The organism is Dyella amyloliquefaciens (genome assembly GCF_004296575.1).
Taxonomy (GTDB): domain Bacteria; phylum Pseudomonadota; class Gammaproteobacteria; order Xanthomonadales; family Rhodanobacteraceae; genus Dyella; species Dyella amyloliquefaciens.
The window spans coordinates 372,739-394,988 of sequence record NZ_SAYT01000001.1 but is presented as its reverse complement, the minus strand read 5'-3'; the positions used below and the strand labels follow the sequence as shown (position 1 = coordinate 394,988).

General features: G+C 65.4%; 19 protein-coding genes. 8 read left to right on the top strand and 11 right to left on the bottom strand.

Going from position 1 to position 22,250, the window contains the following annotated elements; translation table 11 throughout:
- Positions 1 to 129: 129 nt before the first annotated feature.
- Positions 130 to 1,971: a monovalent cation:proton antiporter-2 (CPA2) family protein gene (locus EPB08_RS01585; protein ID WP_130617308.1), complete on the bottom strand. Its 1,842-nt coding sequence runs from the start codon at positions 1,969 to 1,971 to the stop codon at positions 130 to 132.
- Positions 1,972 to 2,073: 102 nt separating this feature from the next.
- Complete coding sequence (locus tag EPB08_RS01580) at positions 2,074 to 2,961, bottom strand: LysR substrate-binding domain-containing protein (RefSeq protein ID WP_130617307.1); 888 nt, start codon at positions 2,959 to 2,961, stop codon at positions 2,074 to 2,076.
- 109 nt (positions 2,962 to 3,070) lie between these two features.
- Between EPB08_RS01580 and EPB08_RS01575 the strand changes: the two genes are divergently transcribed.
- The 3 genes from EPB08_RS01575 to EPB08_RS01565 are packed head-to-tail and all read left to right on the top strand — an operon-like array spanning position 3,071 to position 4,342.
- Positions 3,071 to 3,397, top strand: coding sequence for a carboxymuconolactone decarboxylase family protein (locus EPB08_RS01575; RefSeq protein ID WP_229238174.1), 327 nt, complete (start codon positions 3,071 to 3,073; stop codon positions 3,395 to 3,397).
- Complete coding sequence (locus tag EPB08_RS01570) at positions 3,394 to 3,945, top strand: DUF4865 family protein (RefSeq protein ID WP_130617305.1); 552 nt, start codon at positions 3,394 to 3,396, stop codon at positions 3,943 to 3,945. The genes EPB08_RS01575 and EPB08_RS01570 overlap by 4 nt, the downstream gene beginning before the upstream one ends.
- 16 nt (positions 3,946 to 3,961) lie before the next feature.
- Entirely contained in the window at positions 3,962 to 4,342 is a 381-nt protein-coding gene (locus EPB08_RS01565; RefSeq protein WP_130617304.1) for a tautomerase family protein, read from the top strand.
- Positions 4,343 to 4,434: 92 nt separating this feature from the next.
- Here the strand turns inward: EPB08_RS01565 and soxR are convergent, their stop codons facing one another.
- Complete coding sequence (gene soxR, locus EPB08_RS01560) at positions 4,435 to 4,947, bottom strand: redox-sensitive transcriptional activator SoxR (protein WP_425598235.1); 513 nt, start codon at positions 4,945 to 4,947, stop codon at positions 4,435 to 4,437.
- Positions 4,948 to 5,018: 71 nt separating this feature from the next.
- Here soxR and EPB08_RS01555 point away from each other — a divergent pair, with 71 nt between their 5' ends.
- On the top strand, positions 5,019 to 5,336 hold the full coding sequence (locus EPB08_RS01555; protein ID WP_130617303.1) for an antibiotic biosynthesis monooxygenase: 318 nt from the start codon (positions 5,019 to 5,021) through the stop codon (positions 5,334 to 5,336).
- A gap of 234 nt (positions 5,337 to 5,570) precedes the next feature.
- Here the strand turns inward: EPB08_RS01555 and hemB are convergent, their stop codons facing one another.
- Positions 5,571 to 6,563, bottom strand: a complete 993-nt coding sequence (gene hemB, locus EPB08_RS01550) for a porphobilinogen synthase (RefSeq protein WP_130617302.1) — start codon at positions 6,561 to 6,563, stop codon at positions 5,571 to 5,573.
- A 185-nt stretch (positions 6,564 to 6,748) separates the two neighbouring features.
- Between hemB and EPB08_RS01545 the strand changes: the two genes are divergently transcribed.
- Entirely contained in the window at positions 6,749 to 8,314 is a 1,566-nt protein-coding gene (locus EPB08_RS01545; protein ID WP_130617301.1) for a S53 family peptidase, read from the top strand.
- Between the two features lie 57 nt (positions 8,315 to 8,371).
- On the opposite strand, the gene EPB08_RS01540 is transcribed toward EPB08_RS01545, so the two are convergent.
- Positions 8,372 to 9,229, bottom strand: coding sequence for a fumarylacetoacetate hydrolase family protein (locus tag EPB08_RS01540; RefSeq protein ID WP_130617300.1), 858 nt, complete (start codon positions 9,227 to 9,229; stop codon positions 8,372 to 8,374).
- Positions 9,230 to 9,692: 463 nt separating this feature from the next.
- On the opposite strand from EPB08_RS01540, the gene EPB08_RS01535 reads away from it, so the two are divergent.
- The 3 genes from EPB08_RS01535 (at position 9,693) to EPB08_RS01525 (ending at position 12,796) form a co-directional block, all read left to right on the top strand.
- Positions 9,693 to 10,499, top strand: coding sequence for an SAM-dependent methyltransferase (locus tag EPB08_RS01535; RefSeq protein ID WP_229238173.1), 807 nt, complete (start codon positions 9,693 to 9,695; stop codon positions 10,497 to 10,499).
- A gap of 150 nt (positions 10,500 to 10,649) precedes the next feature.
- Positions 10,650 to 10,958 carry a hypothetical protein gene (locus EPB08_RS01530; protein WP_130617299.1) on the top strand — a complete coding sequence of 103 codons (309 nt, stop codon included), beginning with the start codon at positions 10,650 to 10,652 and terminating at the stop codon, positions 10,956 to 10,958.
- A 95-nt stretch (positions 10,959 to 11,053) separates the two neighbouring features.
- The gene (locus EPB08_RS01525) at positions 11,054 to 12,796 is read left to right on the top strand and encodes a GGDEF domain-containing protein (protein ID WP_165418358.1); all 1,743 of its coding nucleotides are present in this window, start codon (positions 11,054 to 11,056) and stop codon (positions 12,794 to 12,796) included.
- A 39-nt stretch (positions 12,797 to 12,835) separates the two neighbouring features.
- Here the strand turns inward: EPB08_RS01525 and EPB08_RS01520 are convergent, their stop codons facing one another.
- The 6 genes from EPB08_RS01520 to EPB08_RS01495 all read right to left on the bottom strand — a co-directional run bounded on the left by EPB08_RS01520 (position 12,836) and on the right by EPB08_RS01495 (position 22,196).
- Complete coding sequence (locus tag EPB08_RS01520; RefSeq protein WP_165418357.1) at positions 12,836 to 14,446, bottom strand: ArnT family glycosyltransferase; 1,611 nt, start codon at positions 14,444 to 14,446, stop codon at positions 12,836 to 12,838.
- Positions 14,447 to 14,553: 107 nt separating this feature from the next.
- Positions 14,554 to 17,619 carry an efflux RND transporter permease subunit gene (locus EPB08_RS01515; RefSeq protein ID WP_130617296.1) on the bottom strand — a complete coding sequence of 1,022 codons (3,066 nt, stop codon included), beginning with the start codon at positions 17,617 to 17,619 and terminating at the stop codon, positions 14,554 to 14,556.
- Positions 17,616 to 18,662: an efflux RND transporter periplasmic adaptor subunit gene (locus tag EPB08_RS01510; protein ID WP_130617295.1), complete on the bottom strand. Its 1,047-nt coding sequence runs from the start codon at positions 18,660 to 18,662 to the stop codon at positions 17,616 to 17,618. The genes EPB08_RS01515 and EPB08_RS01510 overlap by 4 nt, the downstream gene beginning before the upstream one ends.
- Positions 18,659 to 19,966 carry a TolC family protein gene (locus EPB08_RS01505; protein ID WP_130617294.1) on the bottom strand — a complete coding sequence of 436 codons (1,308 nt, stop codon included), beginning with the start codon at positions 19,964 to 19,966 and terminating at the stop codon, positions 18,659 to 18,661. The genes EPB08_RS01510 and EPB08_RS01505 overlap by 4 nt, the downstream gene beginning before the upstream one ends.
- A gap of 170 nt (positions 19,967 to 20,136) precedes the next feature.
- Entirely contained in the window at positions 20,137 to 21,534 is a 1,398-nt protein-coding gene (locus tag EPB08_RS01500) for an ATP-binding protein (protein WP_130617293.1), read from the bottom strand.
- Positions 21,531 to 22,196, bottom strand: a complete 666-nt coding sequence (locus EPB08_RS01495) for a response regulator (protein WP_130617292.1) — start codon at positions 22,194 to 22,196, stop codon at positions 21,531 to 21,533. The genes EPB08_RS01500 and EPB08_RS01495 overlap by 4 nt, the downstream gene beginning before the upstream one ends.
- Between the last annotated feature and the right edge of the window lie 54 nt (positions 22,197 to 22,250).

Below are 22,250 nucleotides of genomic sequence, written 5' to 3'. Positions count from 1 at the left end.
CCAACTGTAGGAGCGCACCCAGCGCGCGATCCGCCGCGAAGCGGCGGTGCGCTAATCATCCTCGCGACGTGTCGATTCATTGGAGGTGACGATCGCGCACTGGGTGCGCTCCTACATCAAGCGTGTCTCTCAGCGCGTCACATCCTCATCGTCCGGCGTCACGTTCGTCGGCTTCTCGCGCTCACGTTCGGCCTCGGGCGATGCATCCGCCTGGAACAGCTGGTCCAGGTCGGCCAGCGCTTCGCGCGTGGTCTGCACGATGCGGGCATCGTCGTCGTACACGAGGTACTGCCGCTTGAGCAGCTCGGCGTCCTGGCGACGGAAGCGCTCCACCCGGTCGGCCGCGAGCTCGGGCGACAGGCCGATCGCCTCCAGCGTCTGGCGCGTCATCTTCAGGCTGGAATACAGCGTCTCGCGCACCGGCATGTCGATGCCCAGGTCCATCAGTCGCCACACGTGCTGGCGGTTGCGTGCACGCGCGATGATCTTCAGGTTCGGATAGAGGCGGCGCACCACGCGCGCCGTCCGCAGGCTCGCCTCGGCGTCGTCCACCGCCAGCACGAAGACTTCGGCCTGGTCGGCCTGCGCAGCACGCAGCAGTTCCGGTCGCGCCGGATCGCCGTAGAAGATGTTGCTTTGATTGCCGAAACGCTGCACCAGATCGATCTGCTCCACCGAATGATCGAGCGCCACGAACGAGACACCCTGCGCGCGCAGCACACGCGCCACGATCTGACCCATGCGTCCGTAGCCGGCGATGATGACGCGCGGCGAATCGGCCACGATGGTATCGAACTCGCGCGTCTTCTTCGGCTTGGTGCCCAGCACACGCGCGACCAGCGTCACCAGCAGCGGCGTCAGCGCCATCGACAGCGTGATGGCCAGCACCTGCAGGCCATGCTGTTCGCTGGTGATGAGATCCTGCTCGCGCGCGAGCTTCAGCACCACGAAGGCGAATTCGCCTCCGCAGGCAATCAGTACGGCCAGGCGTAGCGCATCACGGCGATCCAGGGCGCCCACCACGCGACCCAGCGGCCACAGCAGCGCGCCCTTGATCAGCAGCAGGCACAACACCAGCATCAGCACCTTCTGCGGCTGGTCGAACAGCAGCGTGATGTCCATCGACATGCCGACGCTGATGAAGAACAGGCCGAGCAGCAGGCCCTTGAACGGCTCGATATGCGATTCCAGCTCGTGCCGGTATTCGGAATCCGCGAGCAGCACGCCGGCGAGGAAAGCGCCCAGCGTGGCCGACAGACCCACCAACTCCATCAACCATGCCGTACCCATCACCACCAGCAAGGCCGTGGCGGTGGAAACTTCCACGCTGTCGGTACGTGCAACGAAGCGGAATACGGGACGCAACAGATAACGGCCGCCGACCATCACCGCCACAATGGCGCCACCCGTGCGCAGCACCGCATACAAATCGAAGCCATGCTTGCCCGATGCGGTGGCGAGCAGCGGCACGGCGGCAATCAGCGGGATCGCGGCGAGATCCTGGAACAACAGGATGGCGAAGGCCTGGCGCCCATAGGGCGAGCCGGCCTCCTTGCGTTCGGCGAGGATCTGCAGACCGAACGCGGTGGACGACAACGCGAGACTGCCACCGACGATGGTGGCCGCGTTCACCGTCAATCCGAACAGGTAGTAGCCCGCCGCGCCGATCACCAGGCTGGTCGCCAACACCTGCAGCAGGCCGGTGCCGAACACCTGGCGGCGCATCACCCACAAACGCTGCGGTGACAGCTCCAGGCCGATCACGAACAACATCAACACGATGCCGAATTCGGAGATGGTGCTGACACCTGCGGTGTCATTGATCAGGCCCAGTTCCTTCGGCCCGATGATGATGCCCGCAAGCAGATAGCCCAGTACCGAGCCCAGCTTGAAACGCTTGGTAAGCGGCACCGCGATGACTGTTGCCACCAGGAATACCAGCGCCGTCTCCAGAAAATGGTGGCTATCCACTCGCACACTCCATTCGGGGATTGACCATTATTCCACGCGAGCACCGCGGTGGCCCGACGGCTTCGCGCCACGAACGCTGACGGGCATCACATCAACCACGCATCAAGCAGCCAGCGGCATGCCCTGCCATGGCTGCGCCAGCAGACTGGCGAGCCTTTGCACCGATGGCGATGATTCGGCTTCCGCCCGATGCAGGCACAAGCCCAGCGAGCCAAGCGCGGGGAGCGACGTGTCGTGCGGCGCGAGTGCCTGCACGGTCGACGGCAGGCCCAGTGGCGTGCGCAGTGACACACCCAGGCCCGCGGCCACCGCAGCCCAGGTGCCCGCGAGGCTGGCGCTCGTAAAAGCAATGCGCCACGGGATGTTGGCGCGATCGAGCGCCGCCGTGGCGGCGCTGCGCATCACACAGGGGGCTTCGAGCATCACCAGAGGAAGAGGTTCGTCACGCCATGGCCGCAATGCCTCGCTGCCGGCGGCGGCGATCCAGCGCAATGGCACTTCGCCCAGTCGTTCCGCATGCGGGGTGGCAACGCCGGCGTCCCACGCCAGCGCCAGATCGAGCCGGCCGGAAGAAACACGCTCGAGCAATTCGCTATTCCGCGCGATGCGCACTTCCACCCGCACGCGCGGATGGGCGCGCGCGAATCGCCCCAGCACGTCGGTGAGCAGGCTCTCGCCGAAATCCTCCTGCAGGCCCAGCCGCACCCAGCCTTCCAGCTCGGCGCCATGCAGGGCCGTCGCCGCCTCGTCGTTCAGTTCGAGCAGGCGCCGCGCGTAGGCCAGCATGGTCTCGCCCGCTTCGGTCAGCACCATGCCGCGCCCGGACTTGCGCAGCACGGGCGTACCCGCCTGTTCTTCCAGCTTCTTCAGCTGCGCACTCACGGCTGAGGTGGAACGGCCAAGCCGGTCCGCCGCCTTGGCAAAACTGCCCAGCTCGATGCCGGTGACAAAGGTACGCAGCACGTCGAGGTCGAAGTTCACTCGTCGCATGGCGATCATCCCGTTTTTGTGGACTATCTGTTCAATATTTTCCGATTTTCAGCACAGTACTGTCCGCTCTAGTCTGGCCACCGTCAACTCCCGATCCCGGAGACCTCCCGTGACTACCCGTTCCGACCAAGGCCAGCGCAGTTTTGGCGACATCGCTCCCCAACTGGCTGAACTCACCGATCGCGTGCTGTTCGACGGTGTCTGGCAGGACCCGGCCCTGTCGCCGCGCGACCGCAGCCTCGCCACGGTTTCCACGCTGATCGCCCTCGGACGTGTCGAGCAGCTGCCGTTTCATCTGCGGCGAGCGCTCGACAACGGCCTTACCCAAGACGAACTCGCCGCGCTGATCACCCATCTGGCCTTCTATGCCGGCTGGCCCGCAGCGTCCTCCGCTGTCACGCGGCTGCGCGAAGTGGTCACGGAGTCGCGGCCATGATCGCCATGCAATACAGCTTTACCCTGCCGGCCGACTACGACATGGCGATCGTCCGGCGCCGCATCGCCGAAAAGGGCCACAGCCTGGACCACTTCGACGGCCTGCGCCTGAAGGCTTATCTGCATGCCACGCGGGGCGAGCGGTCGAGCGAAAACCTGTATGCGCCCTTCTACGTCTGGCGCGACAGCGAAGCGATGCAGCGCTTCCTCGGCAGCCCGGGCTTTGCCGTACTTACCCAGGCCTTCGGCTGGCCATCGATACGCTGCTGGCAGGTGTGGGATGCCCATCTGTCACCGCAGGCCCGCGAGGCGCACTTCGCTTCCCGCGAAATCCGATCCGTTGCGCCATACACCGCGCTGGATGCATTACGCGATGAAGCACGCGGGGCGTTGCGGCAAGATGTAGAAATCGGCGCGCTCGCAGCCGTCACCGCGTTCGAGCCCACTACCTGGAGCTGGGTGAGCTTCCGGCTCTTCCGCGAAGCGCCTTCCCTTTCTCATGCCGATGCACGCCAGTGGTACGACGTCGGCCATATCTCCCAACCCTGAGTCCCCGGAGCCCATCATGCCCCTCGTTCGCATCTCGCTACGCCGCGGCAAGCCCGCCCAGCACATCGCCGCGATCCGCAACAGCATCTATCGCGCGATGACCGAAAGCTTCAACGTGCCGCAGAACGACCGCTTCATCCTCGTGCACCAGCACGACGCCGATGAATTCGACTACGACCCGAACTACCTGGACATCGCGCGCAGCGACGACTTGGTGATCATCCAGGTTGCCTGCAACAACACCCGCACCGTGGAGCAGAAGCAGGCGTTCTATCGGCGCACCGCCGAGCTGCTCAGCAAGGAACCGGGGCTAAGGCCGGAGGATGTGTTCATCAACCTGCTGGAGACCGCGAAGGAAAACTGGTCGTTCGGCAACGGCATCGCGCAATACGCGTGAGCAATGCCGCCCCCTTCGACTGTAGGAGCGCACCCAGTGCGCGACCGCGGCGATGGATCTAGGTTGAGATCGGCAATGACTGCCACCCCGCTTCAACGCCTTGTTGGCTTGTCGCGCACTGGGTGCGCTCCTACAACAGATGGTTTCACCAACAGGCGTCGCGGACCTGCACCTTCCTCGGCCAGCTTGTCGCCGGGGTTGCGCAGGCGGCAGCGATCGATCGAGAGACAGCCGCAACCGATGCAATCGTCGAGCGTGTCGCGCAGTTTCTTCAGTTGCGCGATGCGTTCGTCGAGTTCGCTACGCCATGCCGCGGAGAGGCGAGCCCAGTCTTCCCTGCCCGGTGCCGCGGTGGCGGGCAGGCTGGCGAGGGCCGCAGCGATATCCGCCAGCGAAATGCCCACGCGCTGCGCAACGCGGATGAAGGACACGCGCCGCAGCGCCGCGCGCGCATAGCGGCGCTGATTGCCCACCGAACGCTCACTGCGGATCAACCCCTTGGCTTCGTAGAAATGCAGCGTGGAAACCGCCACGCCACTGCGGCGTGCGAGCTCACCGACCGTGAGTACCTGCGGCACACCCACTGGACCAGGCAACTTGTCCACGAGGAACCCCTTGACCTCAAGTTAAGTTGAGGTCCTAGAGTGCCACGAAACATTCCTCCGGAGGCCCAACCATGTCCGCCCAAGCAATCTATCGCATCGACCGTTTCAACGTGCCGGCTCGCGCCCTGCCTGCCTTCATGGAACGCGTGCGCCAAACCCAGCGCACTCTCGACGAGTTGCCCGGCTGTCGCCAGAACCTGGTGCTGACGCAGCCAGACCTGGCCGGCGAGTTCAACGTGATGACCGTGGTCGAGTGGAGCGACGAAACACATCTCGCCGCCGCCAAGGCGCTGATACAGCAACGCTACGCGGAGGAACGTTTCGATCCCGCCGCCTTCATGCAGGGGCTCGGCGTAAAGGCGGATCTCGGGCTGTATCGCCACGCGTGACGTACGCGCGTGGCAGCGCGCAATCATTCAGCACCTGCGAGAGCACCCGCTCTCTCTCCCACAGGGACTACCTTCGGGTCGCCGGAGGGAGAGGGCGCTATCGCTCGCGCCACCTAAGCGGAGACGCCTGAAGCGCCCGTCGCGCACAGGGTGCGCTCCCACAGAGGCAGGCAAGGAGCCTAGCAACGCCGCTGAGCGCCAGCGCAGGCGCTCAGCGGCGACTGCGGGCCGCCATCACTCTCCGCGCAACCACCGCGCGGCATCGATGGCGAAGTAGGTCAGGATGGCATCGGCGCCGGCACGCTTGAACGCGGTAAGCGATTCAAGCACTACGGCCTTTTCATCCAGCCAGCCGTTTTGCGCGGCGGCCTTCAGCATCGCGTACTCGCCGCTCACTTGGTACACGAAGGTGGGCATGCCGAAGGCATCCTTGACGCGACGCAGCACGTCGAGATAAGGCATGCCGGGCTTCACCATCACCGCATCCGCGCCCTCGTGGATGTCCAGCTCGATCTCGCGCAAGGCTTCGTCGCTGTTGCCCACATCCATCTGGTAGGTGTGCTTGTTGCCCTTGCCGAGATTGCCGGCGGAGCCCACCGCGTCACGGAACGGACCGTAGAACGCCGAGGCGTACTTGGCCGAATACGCGAGGATGCGCGTGTGGATGTGGCCGGCCTCTTCCAGTGCTTCGCGGATCGCGCCAATGCGGCCGTCCATCATGTCCGACGGCGCCACGAAATCCATGCCGGCCTCGGCCTGCGCCAGCGACATCTTGATCAGTGCCTCGATCGTCGGCTCGTTCATCACGTAGCCGTGCTCGTCGATCAGGCCGTCCTGGCCGTGCGTGGTATACGGATCCAGCGCCACATCGCCGATCAGGCCCAGCTCCGGATACTTCGCCTTGAGCGCACGGGTGGCACGCTGCATCAGGCCCTGGGGATTCCACGCTTCGCGCGCATCCTCGGTCTTCACCGTGGCGCCAGGCGACGGGAACAGCGCCAGCGCGGGAATGCCCAGCCGCACGCACTCGCCGGCGAGCTTCAGCAGTTCGTCGATGGAGACGCGTTCCACGCCCGGCATGGACGGCACCGGCTCGCGCTGGCCCTCGCCCTCGATCACGAAGGCCACCATGATCAGGTCGGTGGGCAGCAGCGTGTTTTCGCGCATCAGTGCGCGGGAGAAGGCATCGCGACGCATACGGCGCATACGGACGGCAGGGAAGCTCATCAGCGGACTCTCAGGCAAGACATCTGGTCATTTTAGCGCCTCATCGCCGGTTTGCCGGCGGAGCGCATTGACGCGGCGGATGAGACCAACCACCCGCATCATGCATGAACGCACCAAATTGCGAAGGCATCTTCGACACATTTGTCGGTGCAGTCTTCCTTTCGCTTCCCCCGAAGGAGTTCGCCATGAGCAAGTCCACCGCCCGACCCAGCCATTGGCCACTCGCTGCCGAAGCCCGCTACCTGGGACCCCACCAAGGCAACGAACCCATCGATGTCACCCTGGTGATGCGCCGCCGCGGCGATCACCCCACGCCTGCGGCCTGGCCGCACCGGCCCGCCAGCAAGCGCGAGGATTTCGGTGCGCAATGGGGCGCCGATCCCGCTGACGCCGAGAAGCTGCGCAGTTTCGCGCAGAGCCACGGCCTCACCGAAACCGGCTGCGAACTGCATCGGCGCGTGATGCACCTGCGCGGCACGCCGCAGCAGCTGCAGCAGGCGTTCGGCGTGCAGCTGGGCAGCTACCAGATGGGCGATGCGGGCCCGACGATGATCGGCTGCCACGACAAGCCGGCGCTGCCGTCGGACATTTCTTCGTCGGTGATCGCCGTGCTGGGCCTGGACCAGCGCCCGGTGGCCCGCCCGCATTTCCGTCGGCTGGCCGCGTCTGCGAGCGGCGTCTCTTACACGCCACCGCAGGTCGGGCAGTTCTATGCCTTCCCGGATGGCACCGATGGCACGGGCCAGACCGTTGCCATCCTTGAACTGGGCGGTGGCTATACGCCGGCGGACTTCACCCAGTACATGCAGACGCTGGGCATCACCAAGGTTCCCACCGTCGACGTGGTGTCGGTGGCCGGCGGCACCAGCCAACCGGGCGGCGATGCCGATGGCGAGGTGATGCTCGATGTGGAAGTGATCGGTTCGCTGGCCAGCGGCGCATCCATCGCCGTGTATTTCGCACCCAACACCGACCAGGGCTTCTACGAAGCGATCTCGCAGGCCGCGCACGACGCGACGCGGCATCCCTCCGTCATCTCCATCAGCTGGGGCGGGCCCGAGGACAGCTGGTCGGCCTCGTCGCTCGCCGCCATGCAGAGTGCGCTGGCGGATGCCGTGGCGCTGGGTGTCACGGTGACGGCGGCCAGTGGCGACAGCGGTTCGACGGATGGCGACACCGACGGCCAGCCGCACGTGGATTTCCCCGCCTCCAGTCCCTTCGTGCTGGCATGCGGCGGCACCAAGCTCACCGCGAGCGGCACGTCCATCAAGAGCGAAACAGTGTGGAACGAGCAGGCCAGCAACGAGGGTGCCACCGGCGGCGGCGTCAGCGCGAGCTTCGCCCTGCCCGCATGGCAGGCCTCATCCAAGGTTCCCGCAGGCACCAACGGTTTCGTTGGACGCGGCGTGCCCGATGTCGCGGGCGATGCCGATCCCGTCACCGGCTATCAGGTGCGCGTGGACGGACAGAATGAAGTGATCGGTGGCACCAGTGCCGTCGCACCGTTGTGGGCTGCACTGATCGCGCGCTGCAACCAGCAACTCGGGCAAAGCCTGGGCGATCCGCATGAGGCGCTCTACACCATCGGTGCTGCCGCGTTCCACGACATCACCAGCGGCAACAACGGCAGCTTCAAGGCAGGCAAGGGCTGGGATGCATGTACCGGCCTGGGCAGCCCGAAGGGACAGGCGCTGCTGACCGCTCTGGCGGCGATGAAGACGGGAAGCGGGACACCGACCGGCACCTCCTGACACTCACGCGTAGCGTCGAGGAGCGCATGGATCGTGCGCTCCCCGGACGCGAGAGGCTCAGGCTTCGTCCACTACCGGGTTGCGCAAGGTACCGATGCGCTCGATGGTGACCTCGCAGACATCGCCCACCTTCATGTACACCGGCGGCCGGCGCGCGTAGCCCACGCCGGAGGGCGTGCCCATCACGAGCACGTCGCCGGCATCCAGCGTCATGGCTTCACTGAGCAAGGCGATCGTCTGTGCCACGCCGAAGATCATGCCATCGGTGGGGGCGCGTTGCATCGACACGCCATTGAGCTTCGTTTCCAGCATCAGGCCCACACCGCCCGGCGGCAGTTCGTCCGCCGTCACCACCCACGGGCCGAATGCTCCCGTGCCGTCGAAGTTCTTGCCGACGGTCCACTGCGTCGTGCGCATCTGGTAATCGCGGATGGAGCTGTCGTTGAACACGGCATAGCCGAACACATGATCGAGCGCCTCGCTTTCGTCGATGTGGCGCCCACCGCTGCCGAGGATCACGGCCAACTCGCCTTCGTAGTCGAACTTGCTGGAGGCACGCGGCCGCACCAACGATTGTCCGTGTCCGATCAAACTCGATGCGTAGCGCGCGAACACAGCCGGGTAGCTTGGCGGCTTGGAGTCGAACTCGTGGGCGTGATCGCGATAGTTGAGTCCGAGGCAGATGATCTTGCCCGGGTGCGCGCACGGCGGAAGATGGGTGACGGCATCAGGGTCGACCCGCACGCCGCCACGCAAGCCATCGACGGTACTCGCGCGTTGTGCCTCGGACATCCGCGCGATGGCGGAGACGTCACCCGGATGCTCGGGCTCTCCTTCGAAGCGGGCGCGGAAGCCCTCACCGGTATCCACCGCGAGGCCCAGGCGCTTGCCCTGCTGAAAACGCAAAAATCGCATTTCGGCACTCCACGTTATCCGCGCGCAGAGGGCGCACGGCATGGTTTCGAGGTCAACGAGCTTACTACGCCTTTAGCGCCGCGAGCCGCGCAGGCCAGCGGCTCCTGGCGCGTCGCGGAGGTGGCCCGTGCCTGCCCTGCACCTGCCGTGATCGGCGAGGGTGCCAGTGGCGCACGTTCTTGCTGGACGTAGACAGGCAGCATCGCGAGACCAGCGACAGCCATGTCCAGACGGAGCACGATGCGGTGTTTCATCTGCGGCGAATCCTGTCCATGGACCGGGTTTCCTTATAACCGAAGCGGTATGGCAGCGCGGCCCCCGGCCACACGAACGGTGTCGGCAATGCTCCGGACTCGCAGCCTTCCATTCGTCCATCTGGCGAGTTGCAAAGCCCAGCCCTTATGCTGGTGAGATAGCCGAGCGCAACCAGCGACGGCCCATCGCAACCACGGAGCACAAGGCAGTGACCAGCACCTCCCCGAACGGAAGCCTCGCCTGCGTGGGCATCGGCATCACCCTGGGCTCGCACATCAGCCCGCTGGCGCGCAGCCATATCGAGAAAGCGGAGGTGGTCTTCACCGCCGTTTCCGACGGCATCGTCGAGCTCTGGCTCAAGGAAATGAACCCGGACGTGCGCAGCCTCCAGCCCTACTACGCCGAGGGCAAGCCACGCCCGCAGACCTACCGCGAGATGGTGGAAGCCATGATGACGGAGGTGCGTGCAGGCAAGCGCGTGTGCGGCGTGTTCTACGGTCATCCGGGCGTGTTCGCCTGGGCACCCCACCGTGCGATCAAGGTGGCACGTGAAGAGGGCTATGCCGCTCACATGGAACCGGGCATTTCCTCCGAGGACTGCCTGTATGCCGACCTGGGCATCGACCCCGGCAAGGTGGGTTGCCAGCATTTCGATACGACCCAGTTCATGCTGTTCCGGCGAAACGTGGACCCCAGTGCATGGCTGATCCTGTGGCAGGTCGGGCTGGCGGGCGAACAGACGGGGCGCCGCTTCGCTACCGGCCCCGCCTATCGCCAGGTGCTGGTGGATGTGCTGTTGCGTGATTACCCCGCCGACCACGAAGTGACCATCTACCGGGCCGTCACCCTGCCACTGCAAGCTCCACGCATGGAGCGCCTGACCATTTCCCGGTTGCCCGAGGCCGATCTCACCATGTCCGATACCCTCGCGGTGCCGCCTGGGCGCGAGCTTCAGATCGATCCAGAGATCCAGATGCGGCTGAGCGCGCTGGACCTGGCGCCGGCGCTGGACTGAGCAGGCCAGCTGCGGAGCGAAAGTGTCACGTAGACACTTTCGGCAAAAAAGGGCGATATGATCGCCTTCTCCCAGTACTCCCCGGGGAGAGGGGAACGGCAAGTCAGGGGGGTGTGTCGCTTTAAACGACCATCAGGGGAAAACTAAGCCATGTCGAGCGTTATCGAGTTTCTTGAGCGCCTTGGGGCAGACGCGCAGCTGCGTCATGCTTCGCAGGAAGATATTGCACAGGCGCTTGTGGAGTCGCAGGTCGACTCTGCTGTCGGGGCTGCGATCATTGCTAGAAGCACTTCCGATCTTTACGCGCTGCTGGATCAACAGCAGCCGATGTTCCATGTCCTCGAGAATCCAGGCCGCGAGGAAGAGGAAGAAGAAGAGGAAGGCGAAGAGGAAGGCGGAGAAAGCAAGGATGCGCTTGCTGCTTCCGTCGTCAGCCGCGCACGCATCGCGCTGGCCTGAGCTACATCATGCCCTGGCAAGGCAGAACGTGCCGGCAGCTCTTGGGAAGCGTTATCGCTTTCACGGGCATCTGCGTGGGTATGGCTGTGCATGCCATGCCCACGCAGGAACCGCCTGGGCAACTCCTGCAACGCGCCATCAGCATCAAGACGACGAACCACGACGAATTTCTCAGGATCGTCGCGCAGCTCCACCAGGTAGCCGACAACCTACCCGTCGACGAACAGTGGGCGCTGCGCTATCTCGAGGCGTGGCAGGCCGCTTTCGACGGGAGCGAATCCAAAGCCTTTTCCGCATTGCGGACCATTGCCGATCAGGCGCCCGATCCTGCGTTGCGCCTGCGCGCATTGGCCACCATGGTCAATATTTCCGGCTTTGCGCATCGTTACGAGGAAGGGTTTATCCAGCTCAATCGCATGACTGAGCTGCTCCCACAGGTTTCGGACGTAGATGCTCGCTACGCCGCCATCGGCGAGGCCGCCCAGTTCCTGGTGATCTCGCATCATTACGAGCAGGCCATCGAAGCCGCCAATGAGATGCTGCAGAACGTTCCGCCAGACAAGAACGCCTGCCACGCGACGTATTTCAAGCTACACGCACTCTTTCAGAGCGGCAGCACGCAGTTGACGCCCGTACAGCTCCAGCAAGGTGTCGACCTTTGCATAGCGGGCGGTGATGCCGTCTACGCCAATGCCCTGCGCACCGATCTGGCCACGCTCCACCTCCAGAAAGGCCACGCCGAAGACGCCATCCATCTTCTTGAAGAGCACTACGCCGAAGTTCAGGGCTTCAAGTTCCCCGGCCTGATGCAGTACTTCAACGTACTTCTGGCCAATGGCTATTTTGCTCAAGGCGACATGCCCAAGGCGCGCAAGTTCGCTTTGGCCACTATCGAGGGGAAGGTCGAGGACGCTTACAGCGAACCACTGCGGCAGGCTTATGAGCTGCTGTACCGGATCGAGAATCGCCTTGGCCATGCGCGCGAAGCTCTGACCTACCATGAGAAATACATGGAGGTGGACAAAGGCTATCTCAACGACGTGAATGCCAGTGCGCTGGCCTACGAGTCCATCAAGCAGCAGGTCCTTGCCAAGAGAACGCAGGTAGACACGCTTAATCGCCAGAACCAGATCCTGCAGCTGCAGCGCCAGCTTGACCACAAGGCCATGGAAACCAGCCGGCTGTATATCGCCCTGCTGCTGACCGTGCTTGCATCGATTGCCTTCTGGCTGCTGCGCATCAAGCGCTCGCAAATGCGCTTCAAGCGACTGGCCACGCAGGACAGTCTCACCCACATCTGCAGCCGCCAGCATTTCGTGGATGAAGCGGAACAAATCCTGCGGCAGGCTGCGCGAGGCACGCGCAGCGCGTGCCTGGTGTTGATGGACCTGGACCACTTCAAGCTGGTCAACGATACGCACGGCCACGTCATTGGCGATCTGGTGCTCAAGCGCGCCGTGGCGGCATGCCAGCAGCACCTGCATAGCAACGACATCTTTGGTCGCCTCGGTGGCGAGGAGTTTGCCATCCTGTTCCCCGACTGCAGTGCCCGACAGGCACTGGATCGCGCGGACCGGATCCGCCAGGCCATTGCCGCGACGCCGCTATGGGGCGAAACCCGTCACGTGGTGATTTCCGCCAGCTTCGGTATCGCCTGCACCGATCGCAGCGGCTACGAACTGCGCCAGCTGATGATCGACGCCGACAACGCGCTCTATCAAGCCAAGCGCGACGGCCGCAATCGCGTGGTTTACGGCGATGACATGGACGCCGCTACCGGCGAAGCCGTCACGCACGAGGCCATACACAGCGAGCGGCTCGCCGACCTTCCCCACTGACGGATCGCTCATGCCGTTCGCCACGGCATGCGCTGACCCTCAATCCCCCGGGGGAGGTGCTGCGCGATCGAGCACCGATGCGTTAGACAGGGCCACCGACGACGGCATCAACCCCACCCAGCCGTTCGCCAGCCGTACCGCGTTCTGCGTGCCGTCGGGCGCCGCACCGCGTCCCTCATAAGCCAGCAGGATGCCGTTGGGATGCTCCCTGGCCCAGTCCGAGGGTTCGCTCGCTTCGGGTAGCGGCGCAGGCAGACGCGCGAGGAAGGTGATCAAGCCGGGGTCGTTCGGCACACGAGCCACCAGCACCCCCTGCGCCTGCAGCGCCGTCACGCGGCGCGCCACGTCGCGTGTATCCAGGGCACCCAGCACCTGCAGCCGCACCAGTGGCAACAGGGCGAGCGCCAGCAGCAAGGCCACGATCGCCGCCTGCTGTTCGACGCGAAGACGCCTGCCCACGAGCATGCCAATGATGCTCAAGACCAGCAGTCCTGCCGCCAGCAGATAGAGCCATATCACCGTGGGGCGCTCGAGGATGCCGCGCCCGAGGGGTTCGTGGCCGAACATCGCCCAGGCCAGTACGCCGGCAACCGCAGCAATCAGCACCCACATCCGTCGAATGTCCAGCAGGGTGGGCTCGCCCCTCAACCACGCGCCAAGCAGGATGGTCGCGCCCGGCAGCAGGGGCAGCAGATAGTGCAGTTGCTTGCCGCTGACCACGCAGAACGCGATCAGCCCTGGCACGGAAGCGCACAGACCGAAGCGTGCTGCACGGGACAGACGCGAACCACGCACGGCACTCGCCAGACGGCGCCAGCGAAGCAACAGCGGCCACGGCAGCAGCAACACCAGTGTCCACGGCAGGTACCACCAGATCGGGCGATTGTGCGCGAAGCTCTGCACCACGCGTCCCGCCGTCTGGCGAAGCAGGAGATTGTCGGCATCCGCTGTGCTGAGGTGATGGACGGCAGCCCATGCCCACCCCAGTACCGGCAACCCGCCGAGCAGCGCCACCAGCAGCATCGTCAACACGCGACGCCAGGAAGCGCGTGGGCCGCTGGCCGTCCACCATGGCGCAATAAGAATCGGACCAGCGAGATGCAGCAGCATCACGGGGCCTTTCGCGAGCAGGCCGAACGCGCTGGCCATGAACAGCCACCACAGCGCACCGGTGCGCCCTTCCTGCGCGTAGTCCGCGATGGCGACGAATCCGAGCAGCACGCACAGGCACAGCAGCACGTCGAACATCACCACGCCGGTGAACAGCGCCAGGAAGATGAGCCCCAACAACAGCCACGGCGCCTGCCCGGAAGCATCGGGCGACAGCCGCTTTTCCAGCCGCTGGCACAGGGCAACACAGCCGACGCCGCACAGCACGACGAGGGCGCGCGAAGACCATAACGAAACGCCCAGTGCGCTCCAGCCCAGGTTCAACAACCAGAACAGCAGCGGTGGCTTGTCGAAGTACGGCGAACCGTTGAGATGCAGCGTGACCCAGCTTCCGGTCTGGCGCATCTCCCAAGCAATGCTCAGGTAACGCGTTTCATCGATGGGTACCGGGGGTAACACCGCCAGCAGTGGCAGCAGCAGGAGCAGCCAGAGCGCCGGTGGAATCCGCAGCTGACCGTCACGACCAAACCTGAAGTTCATGCCGACATCTTGCGTAGCGTTGCTTACGGAATTCTTAGTGACAGATGTCGATTGCGCATCGCGCGACCGGATGGCCGCGCGATGCGCTGACGACGACATTAAGCCCCTTACGGCAGCGCCTTTGTCACCTGCCCCTCGTCAGGCTGATGTGAATGCCTCGATATCAGTCCGATCAGCGTCGGCAGCACCAGCAACACCAACGGATACTGCAGTGCGAGACCGGCGATGATCGCAATCGCCAGCGGCTGCTGGATGCCCGCGCCCGCGCCCAGTGCAAGCGCCAGCGGCAGCAAGGTGAGAATGGCCGCCAGCGTGGTCATGGTGATCGGGCGCAGGCGATCGCGGCTCGCGATGCGCAAGGCCTCGTGCAGCGGCAGGGTACGGGCCAGCGTCACGTATTCGGACACGTAGAAAATGGCCATCTCCGTGCCCATGCCGATGATCATCGTCATGCCCATCATCGCGGTGATGTTGAGGTCGACGCCGCACAGCCACAGCGCGATGAACACCGCCGTGGCCGAAAACAGCGAGCACGCCATCACGATCACGGCCAGCCCCGGCCTGCCGTAGAGGAACAGCAGCAGCACGAACTCCGCCACCAGCGCCATCAGGAACACCTTGGTGAGGCCTAGGAACGCGATCTGCTGTTGCTGATACAAGCCGCCCAGCTCGTAGCGCATGTCGGCGTCAAGCATGCCGGGCTGCGCCAGCAGCTTTTTCACGTCCGTCACCGCAGCGCCCATCCCGCGGCCTTCGATACGCGCAGTGACGGCCACCATCTGCTGGAGGTTCTCGCGCGAGATCTGCGGCTGGCCATTCTCGGTCACGATGCTGGCGACGCGGCTGAGCGGAAACACGTGACCGTCCGGCGCACGGATCGGCAGTGCCAACAATTGCGGCGAGCGCCACTGCATCGCATCAGGCATGCGTACGCGCACGCCCACGCTCTTGGTCGCCTGCGGCAACTGGGTGGCGACGACACCGGTGAGCGCGGTGTTCACTGCCTGGGTGACTGCGCCTACCGTCATGCCTTCGACGGTGGCCTTGTCCGCATCGACCTGCACGTTCAGGGCATCGCCGGCGAGCTGCACGCCATCCTTGATCTCCACCACGCCCGGGATATCGGCCAGCGCCTTGGCGATCTTCTGCGCCTGCGGCACCAGCTGCGCGGGATCAGCGGCATACAGCTTGATCTCGATCGGCTGCGGCACCGCAGTGAGGTCGCCGATCAGGTCTTCCATCAACTGTGCTAGTTCGACCTGCACGCCGGGCACGTCGCCCTCCACGTGCTGGCGTACGTCGGTCATCACGTCTTCGGTCGAACGTGCGTGATCGGGCTTCAGCCGCACGAAGAAGTCGCCGTGATAGGACTGCCCCAGGTCGCCACCGAGCCCCGTGCCCAGGCGACGCGAGAACGTATCCACTTCCGGCATGCTGCGCAGAATGTCTTCCACCTGCCCGATCTGCCGTGCCGTCTCGGGCAGGGACGTGCCGGGCTTGGTGTAGTAGTCCATCACGAAGCCGCTTTCGTCGACGGCGGGCATGAAGCCGGTGGCAACGTGGGTGTAGGCGATGCCGCCGATCAACAACAGCGGAAGCACGATGGCCAGCAGCCAGACGGGCCGACGGGCAAGGCCGTCATAGAGGCGCGCATGCCAACGCGACAGCCACTGCTCGTGCGTGAAGCCGGGATCGTGCCAGCGCTGGAAATCCACCAGCCAGCGCAGCAACGGTGGCACCACCCATGCGCTGGCGAGCCACGACACGGCCAGCGCCGCGGCCATGGTGAGCGAGAGCGCCTTGGAGAACGAACCGGTCACGCCGCTCAACAGGCCCAGCGGTATGAACACGATCAGCGTGGCGAGACTCGAACCGGTGAGCGGCGCGAGGAATTCGCGCGCGGCCGGCAGCACCGCTTCCCTGCCACCACCTTCGGCGGCACCGGCGCGACGCGCCACGTGCTCCACCATCACGATGACATCGTCGATCACCAGACCCACGGCAGCCGCAATGCCGCCGAGCGTCATGATGTTGAAGCTCATGCCGAACACCTGCAGAAGCAGCACGGTGACCGCGAGGGTCAACGGCACCACCACCATGGCGATCAGCGTGACGCGCAGGTTGCGCAGGAACAGCAGCAGCACCGCAGCCGCGAGCAGCAGGCCGATCAGCACCGCATCGCGCACGCTGTGCGCGGACTCCACCACCAGTTCGCTCTGGTCGTACCAGTTCTTCAGCTTGACGCCGGTAGGCAGGCGGAACTCCGCCAGCTTCTGCCGCACCGCGGCCGCGATCTGCACGGCGTTGCCGTCCGGCTGCTCATAGACGTTGAACAGCACGGCGGGCTTGCCGTCCTCGCTCACCTTCACCCACTGCGGCACGTAGCCTGCGTGGATGTTGGCGACATCGCCGAGGCGCACCCAGCCGTGCTGATCGTTCTTCACCACGATCTTGCGCAGTGCCTCGATGTGCTGCAGCGAATGATCGGCCACCACCAGGTACAACTGGTTGCGATCCTGCAGTCGGCCCACGGCTTCCAGCTGGTTGGCGCCGGAAAGCGCCGACACCAGGTCATCGAGCCCCAGACCGTACTGGGCGAGCTTGCGCGGATCGGCATCCACCTGCAGCTCGGCCGTCTCGCCGCCCTGCACGTCCACGCGTGACAGTCCGTCGACGGACGCCAGCAACGGAACGATCTGATACTGCGCGAGATCGTGCAGCGCCACCGGCGACAACGTATCCGACTGCAGCGCATACGAGATGATCGGGAATACCGTGGGGTCCATGCGGCGCACGTTGTACGTGGCGCCCGGCGGCAGGCTGGGCAGCACGCGTGCGATCGCGGCGTCCACCTGCAGGGTGGACGCGATCATGTCGCGCCCCCAGCCAAAATCGACCGAAATCTGTGCCGAACCGCGCGTGGTTTCCGAGCGCACGTTCGCCACGCCGGGCACCGTGCGGATCGCCTCCTCCACCGGTCGCGTCAACAGCAGCGCGGTCTGGTCTGCAGGGCGGTCGCCCGCATCGAGATCGACCACCACGCGAGGAAACGACACCTGCGGAAACAAGCCCACCGGCAAGGTGAAGGAGCTCGCAAGGCCTGCCAGGGCCAGCGCAAAAGCCACGATGACGATGGCACGCGCGTGCCTGGCGAGAAACGACGGCATGCTCATGGCTTGGCGTCCGCCGCCGGCGTGCGCACGGTCATGCCGTCATCGAGCTGGGTGGCGCCGATGGTCACCAGCGGCCGGTGTGCATCGACCGCGCCGCTGACCACGCTTTCGCTGTCGGATTCGCCCAGCACCTTCACCGGCACCTGGGCGGCCTTGCCGTCGGCTACCTGGAACACGTAGCGATCCGTCTCGTCTCCCTGCAACGCGTCGCGCGGCACCAGCCAACCCTGCCACTGGCCCACCGTGATGTCGGCGCGGAAGCTTTCGCCATTCACCAGCGCGCCGTCAGGCACCACTTCGACGTCGAGCTGGTGCGTGTGCGGATTCAAGGCACGCGCCACGCGGCGCACGGTGCCATGCATCGGCTCGGCGGCATCCAGCGGCGTCAGCGTGACGCCGGCGCCCGACTGCACGCGTTCCATCGCATCCCGCTCCATGCCGACCGTCACCACCAGCCCATCGCCGCGCTGGATCGTCAGCAGCGGTGCGCCTGGTTGCAGCAAATCGCCTTGCGCGGCATCGACGCTCACCACGGTGCCGTCGAACGGTGCGACGACTTCCATCGTCGGATTGCGGCCCTGCTGCTGCACCAGCGCGTCGAGATTGCTCTGGGCATCCTGCAAGGCCTTGTCCGCCTGCTCCTTCTGGTCGCGCGTGGCGAGCTGCTGTGCGAACAGTTCATTGGTATGCGCGCGTGCTTCCGCCGCCACCTTCTGGGCGGACAGCGCCTGCTGGTAAGCAGCTACCGAGGAAGGCGCGAGCGCAAAGGTAAGCAGCGGCTGCCCACGCTTCACCGGCAGTCCGGCCGTCACGTCCCACTTCGCCACATGGCCGGCGGCCTGCACGTTCATCACGTGCGCGGCGTCGGCCGAAGGGCCCGCGGTGCCATACGCCACCACCAGTTCGGGCAGGCTGCCCTGGTGCACGGGCACCGTCGTCACGGCGGCGCTGACGGCGGTTTCCTCCGGTGCTTCGCCACTGGAACAGGCGGCCAGCATCAACGCGGCAAGCGCGGGTACAAACCATGGCTGACGAAACATCATGGGGCGATCACATCCTGTTCGAGTGAAGTCGGCATGCCGCGGCCTACCAACAGTTCCAGCGCAGCCTGCTGGTCGAGCATGGCCTGTTCGTCGGCCGTCAACGCGATCTGGCGATTGAGGGCGGCCACTTCGAGATCGACGTAGTTGCGCATGTCCAGCAGGCCGTCCTGCCAGGCACGTCTTGCCTGTGCGGATGCGCGCGTGGCATCGGCGAGTGCGGGCGCCAGCGACTGCCGCTGCTGTTGCAGCTGGGTGTACTGGTCGAGCAGCGCATCGACCTCGTCGCGCGAGGTCGCCATGCGCACGGTGTATTCCTGGTGCAGCTGCTCACGCGTGGCCTTGGCAATGGCCACGTTGCCCTGGTTGTGATCGAAGATCGGCAGCGCGAACGACACCGCCGGTCCGCCGTTACGCACGCGGCTGTTGTCCTGCGATGCGTCGTAACCGATGGACAATGGCGGGAACTGTGCGAGCACCGCGGCGCGCAACGTCGCCTCCTGCGCGTGGTAGCCGAGCTGCAGGGCAACCAGGTCGGGACGACGACGACTGATGCTGTCCGCTTCCCGGCGAATCGACCCTGCATCGAGGTCGGCGAGTGCCAGCGGCCCGGCGAGCGGTACAGATACGTCGGGCTTCAAGCCCAGCAACGCGGCGAGCTGTTGTTGCTGGTCCAGCTGGCGGCGTTGCCGGTCATGCAGTGTCGTACGCGCATCGGCCGCCGCGGAAAGATCCGAGGCCACCGTTACCCGGTCGACATTGCCCGTGCCGATCGCCTGCGTGATGCGCGACTCGCGCTGCGCGAGCAGATCGAGCGCCTGTTGCTGCAGCTCGACCTGCCGCTGTCCTTCGACAATGTCGATCACCAGCAGCCGTGCCTTGCCCAGGGTCTGCCATTCTTCCCATAGCAGGCTCGCGTCCACTTCATCCGCGTTCGCCTTGGCCGCTTCGCGACGGGGCTTGAGCGTGATCAGCGACGTGATGTCCTGGCTGATCGAAGCAGTCCAGGCGGTGGCGTCACCGGCACCGGAAAGCAAATAGCCGATATTGCCGCCGACCACGGGATTGGGCAGCACGCTGTCCTGCTGGCGCTGCGCCTGCGCCGCCTGATGGCGTGCTCGCGCGCTCTTGAGATCCGGGTTGTTGAGCAACACCAGGCGCTCGATGGCGGCCGCGTCGTAGGGCTGCGTCGCGGCGTCGTAGCCGCGCAATTGTGACAGCGACGAGGCGGAGGCCGCCTGTTCGGGCAATGGCTTGGCCTGGTAGGTGGCGCATCCGACCAGACAGGCACCGGCCAGCACGGCCATGGCCCTGACGGGGGTCTTGAGAAGCGCTTGAGTGAATGGCAATCGCACCGACTATCCGTACGCGGCGGGGGAGCAAACACCCTAATGGCATTACCTTAGCTTTCTCTTTGTTGCGTTGCAGCCGGGGCAGCGATCTTCCAAGTCTGGCCCGGCCAAAGCAGCAAAAGGCCTCAGCACGCCAGCGGCAGCCGCACGCTGACGCGCAAGCCGCGACCAAACGGCGAGTCGAGCAGCTCGATGGAAGCATCGTGCAATTGCGCGGCACGCTGCACGATGGAAAGGCCCAGGCCGTAGCCCTCGCCACGACTACCGGCCTCCCGATGGAAGCGGGTGAACACGGCGTCACGGCGCTCGGGTGGAATGCCCTCGCCGTTGTCGATCACGTCGATCACCGCCTTGCCTTCATCACGACTGACCACGAACTGCACGCGACCGCCACCTGGCACATGGCGCAACGCGTTCTCCAGCAGATTGCGCATGAGTGCGGCCAAGGCCACCTCGTGGCCATGCACGCGCACCGGATCGTCCGTCAGTTCCACGTCGAGCTCGACATCGCTCTCGGCGATCAGCGGCGACAGTTCCTCGATCACCGAGCGCGCCACCGCCGACAACTCCACGACGCTGCGCTCGCCGTCGCGGAAACTGGCTTCCAGGCGCGCCAGCGACAATAGTTGCTCCACGCGTCGGGCCAATCCGGCAAGGCTCTCGCGCGCACCCGCCAGCGCCACGTCCGCTTCGCGGGTGTCGCGACTGGCCTCGGCATTCTCCAGGTTGATCATGGTGGAGGCGAGCGGCGTGCGCAGTTCGTGCGCGACATCCGCACTGAAGCGCCGCTCGCGCTCGAGCGCTTCCTCCAGTCGTGCGAACTGATCGTTGAGGGCGGAAAGCACCGGCTCGAGTTCGCGCGGCGCATCGGCCACCTTGAGCGTCTCGCGGCTGCCGGGCTTGCGTGAGGCGAGCAGCGCAGCCAGCGCATCCAGCGGCCGCAGGCCACGTCGCACCGCCCAGCCCACCAACAGCGCCAGCACGGGCAGCGCGATCAACGGCGGCAGTGCGTATTCCATCCATAGCGCCCGCGTGATGTCGCGTCGACTGTCATAGCGTTCGGCCGCGCGGACGACCACGCCTTCGGGCGTGGGCGGCAACGTGAACAGGCGCCAGCGATACCGGCCCAACCGCACGTCCTGGAAGCCGACATGGCTCATGGTCAGCGGCGGCAGGTCGGCGATATTGCCCGTCACCATCAACGGATGACCCTGGCTGTCGAAGACCTGGAAGCCGACTTCGGATTCGTAGGTATGCCCATGCAGCACCAGCTCCTGCGTGGACTTGGTGGTGATCGGCACCACCACCCCGCCCTCCCCCGCATGATGCTGGATGGCCTCGAGGCCGACATTGCCGATCATCACCTGCAGCGTGCGCGCCGACTGCGCCAGTCGCCCATCGGACAGCTCGGCCACTTCGTGGATGGTGCGCTTGATGCTGAATACGCCCAGCGGCAACAGCACCACGGCGATCACGCCGAGAATCAACCAGCGCAGGCGGGAACGCAGGCTGCCGGGCTTCACTTGGGGTCCCGCGGGATCATGTAACCGAAGCCGCGCACGTTGCGGATCGTCTCGAAACTGAGCTTGCGACGCAGCGAATGCACCAGCACTTCCAGCGCATTGTTGCCGACCACGTGGTCCAGGCCGTACAGCGAATTCTCCAGGCTCTCGCGTCGCACCAGCTTGCCGGCGTTTTCCAGCAGCGCCTGCAGCAGCGCGAATTCGCGACGCGTCAGATCCACCGGCTCGCCGCGGAAGGACACTTCGGACGTACCGACGTCCAGGCTCACCGCACCCACGTCGATGCGATTGACCGCCAGCCCGCGCATGCGCCGGCTGAGCGAGCGGATGCGCGCGGCCAGCTCTTCCACATGGAACGGTTTGGTGAGGTAGTCGTCCGCGCCGGCATCGAGGCCGTCGACGCGGGCCGACAGGCCGTCGCGCGCGGTCATCACCAGCACCGGCGTTTCGATGCGCGCGCGGCGCGCCTCCACCAGTACCTCAATGCCATCACGGCCCGGCAGGCCAAGATCGAGCAGGATCAGGTCCGCCGAGCGGTCGCGGATGGCGTTCAACGCCGAGCGTCCGTCGCGCAGCCACGACACCGTGTAACTCAGGCGCTCCAGCGCGCGCTGGATGGCGGCGCCGAGCTGCGCGTCGTCTTCGACCAGAAGGATGTGCACGAAACGGTGGCTCCAGCGATTCCGGCAATTGCGGGACCATTATGGGGTGTAACG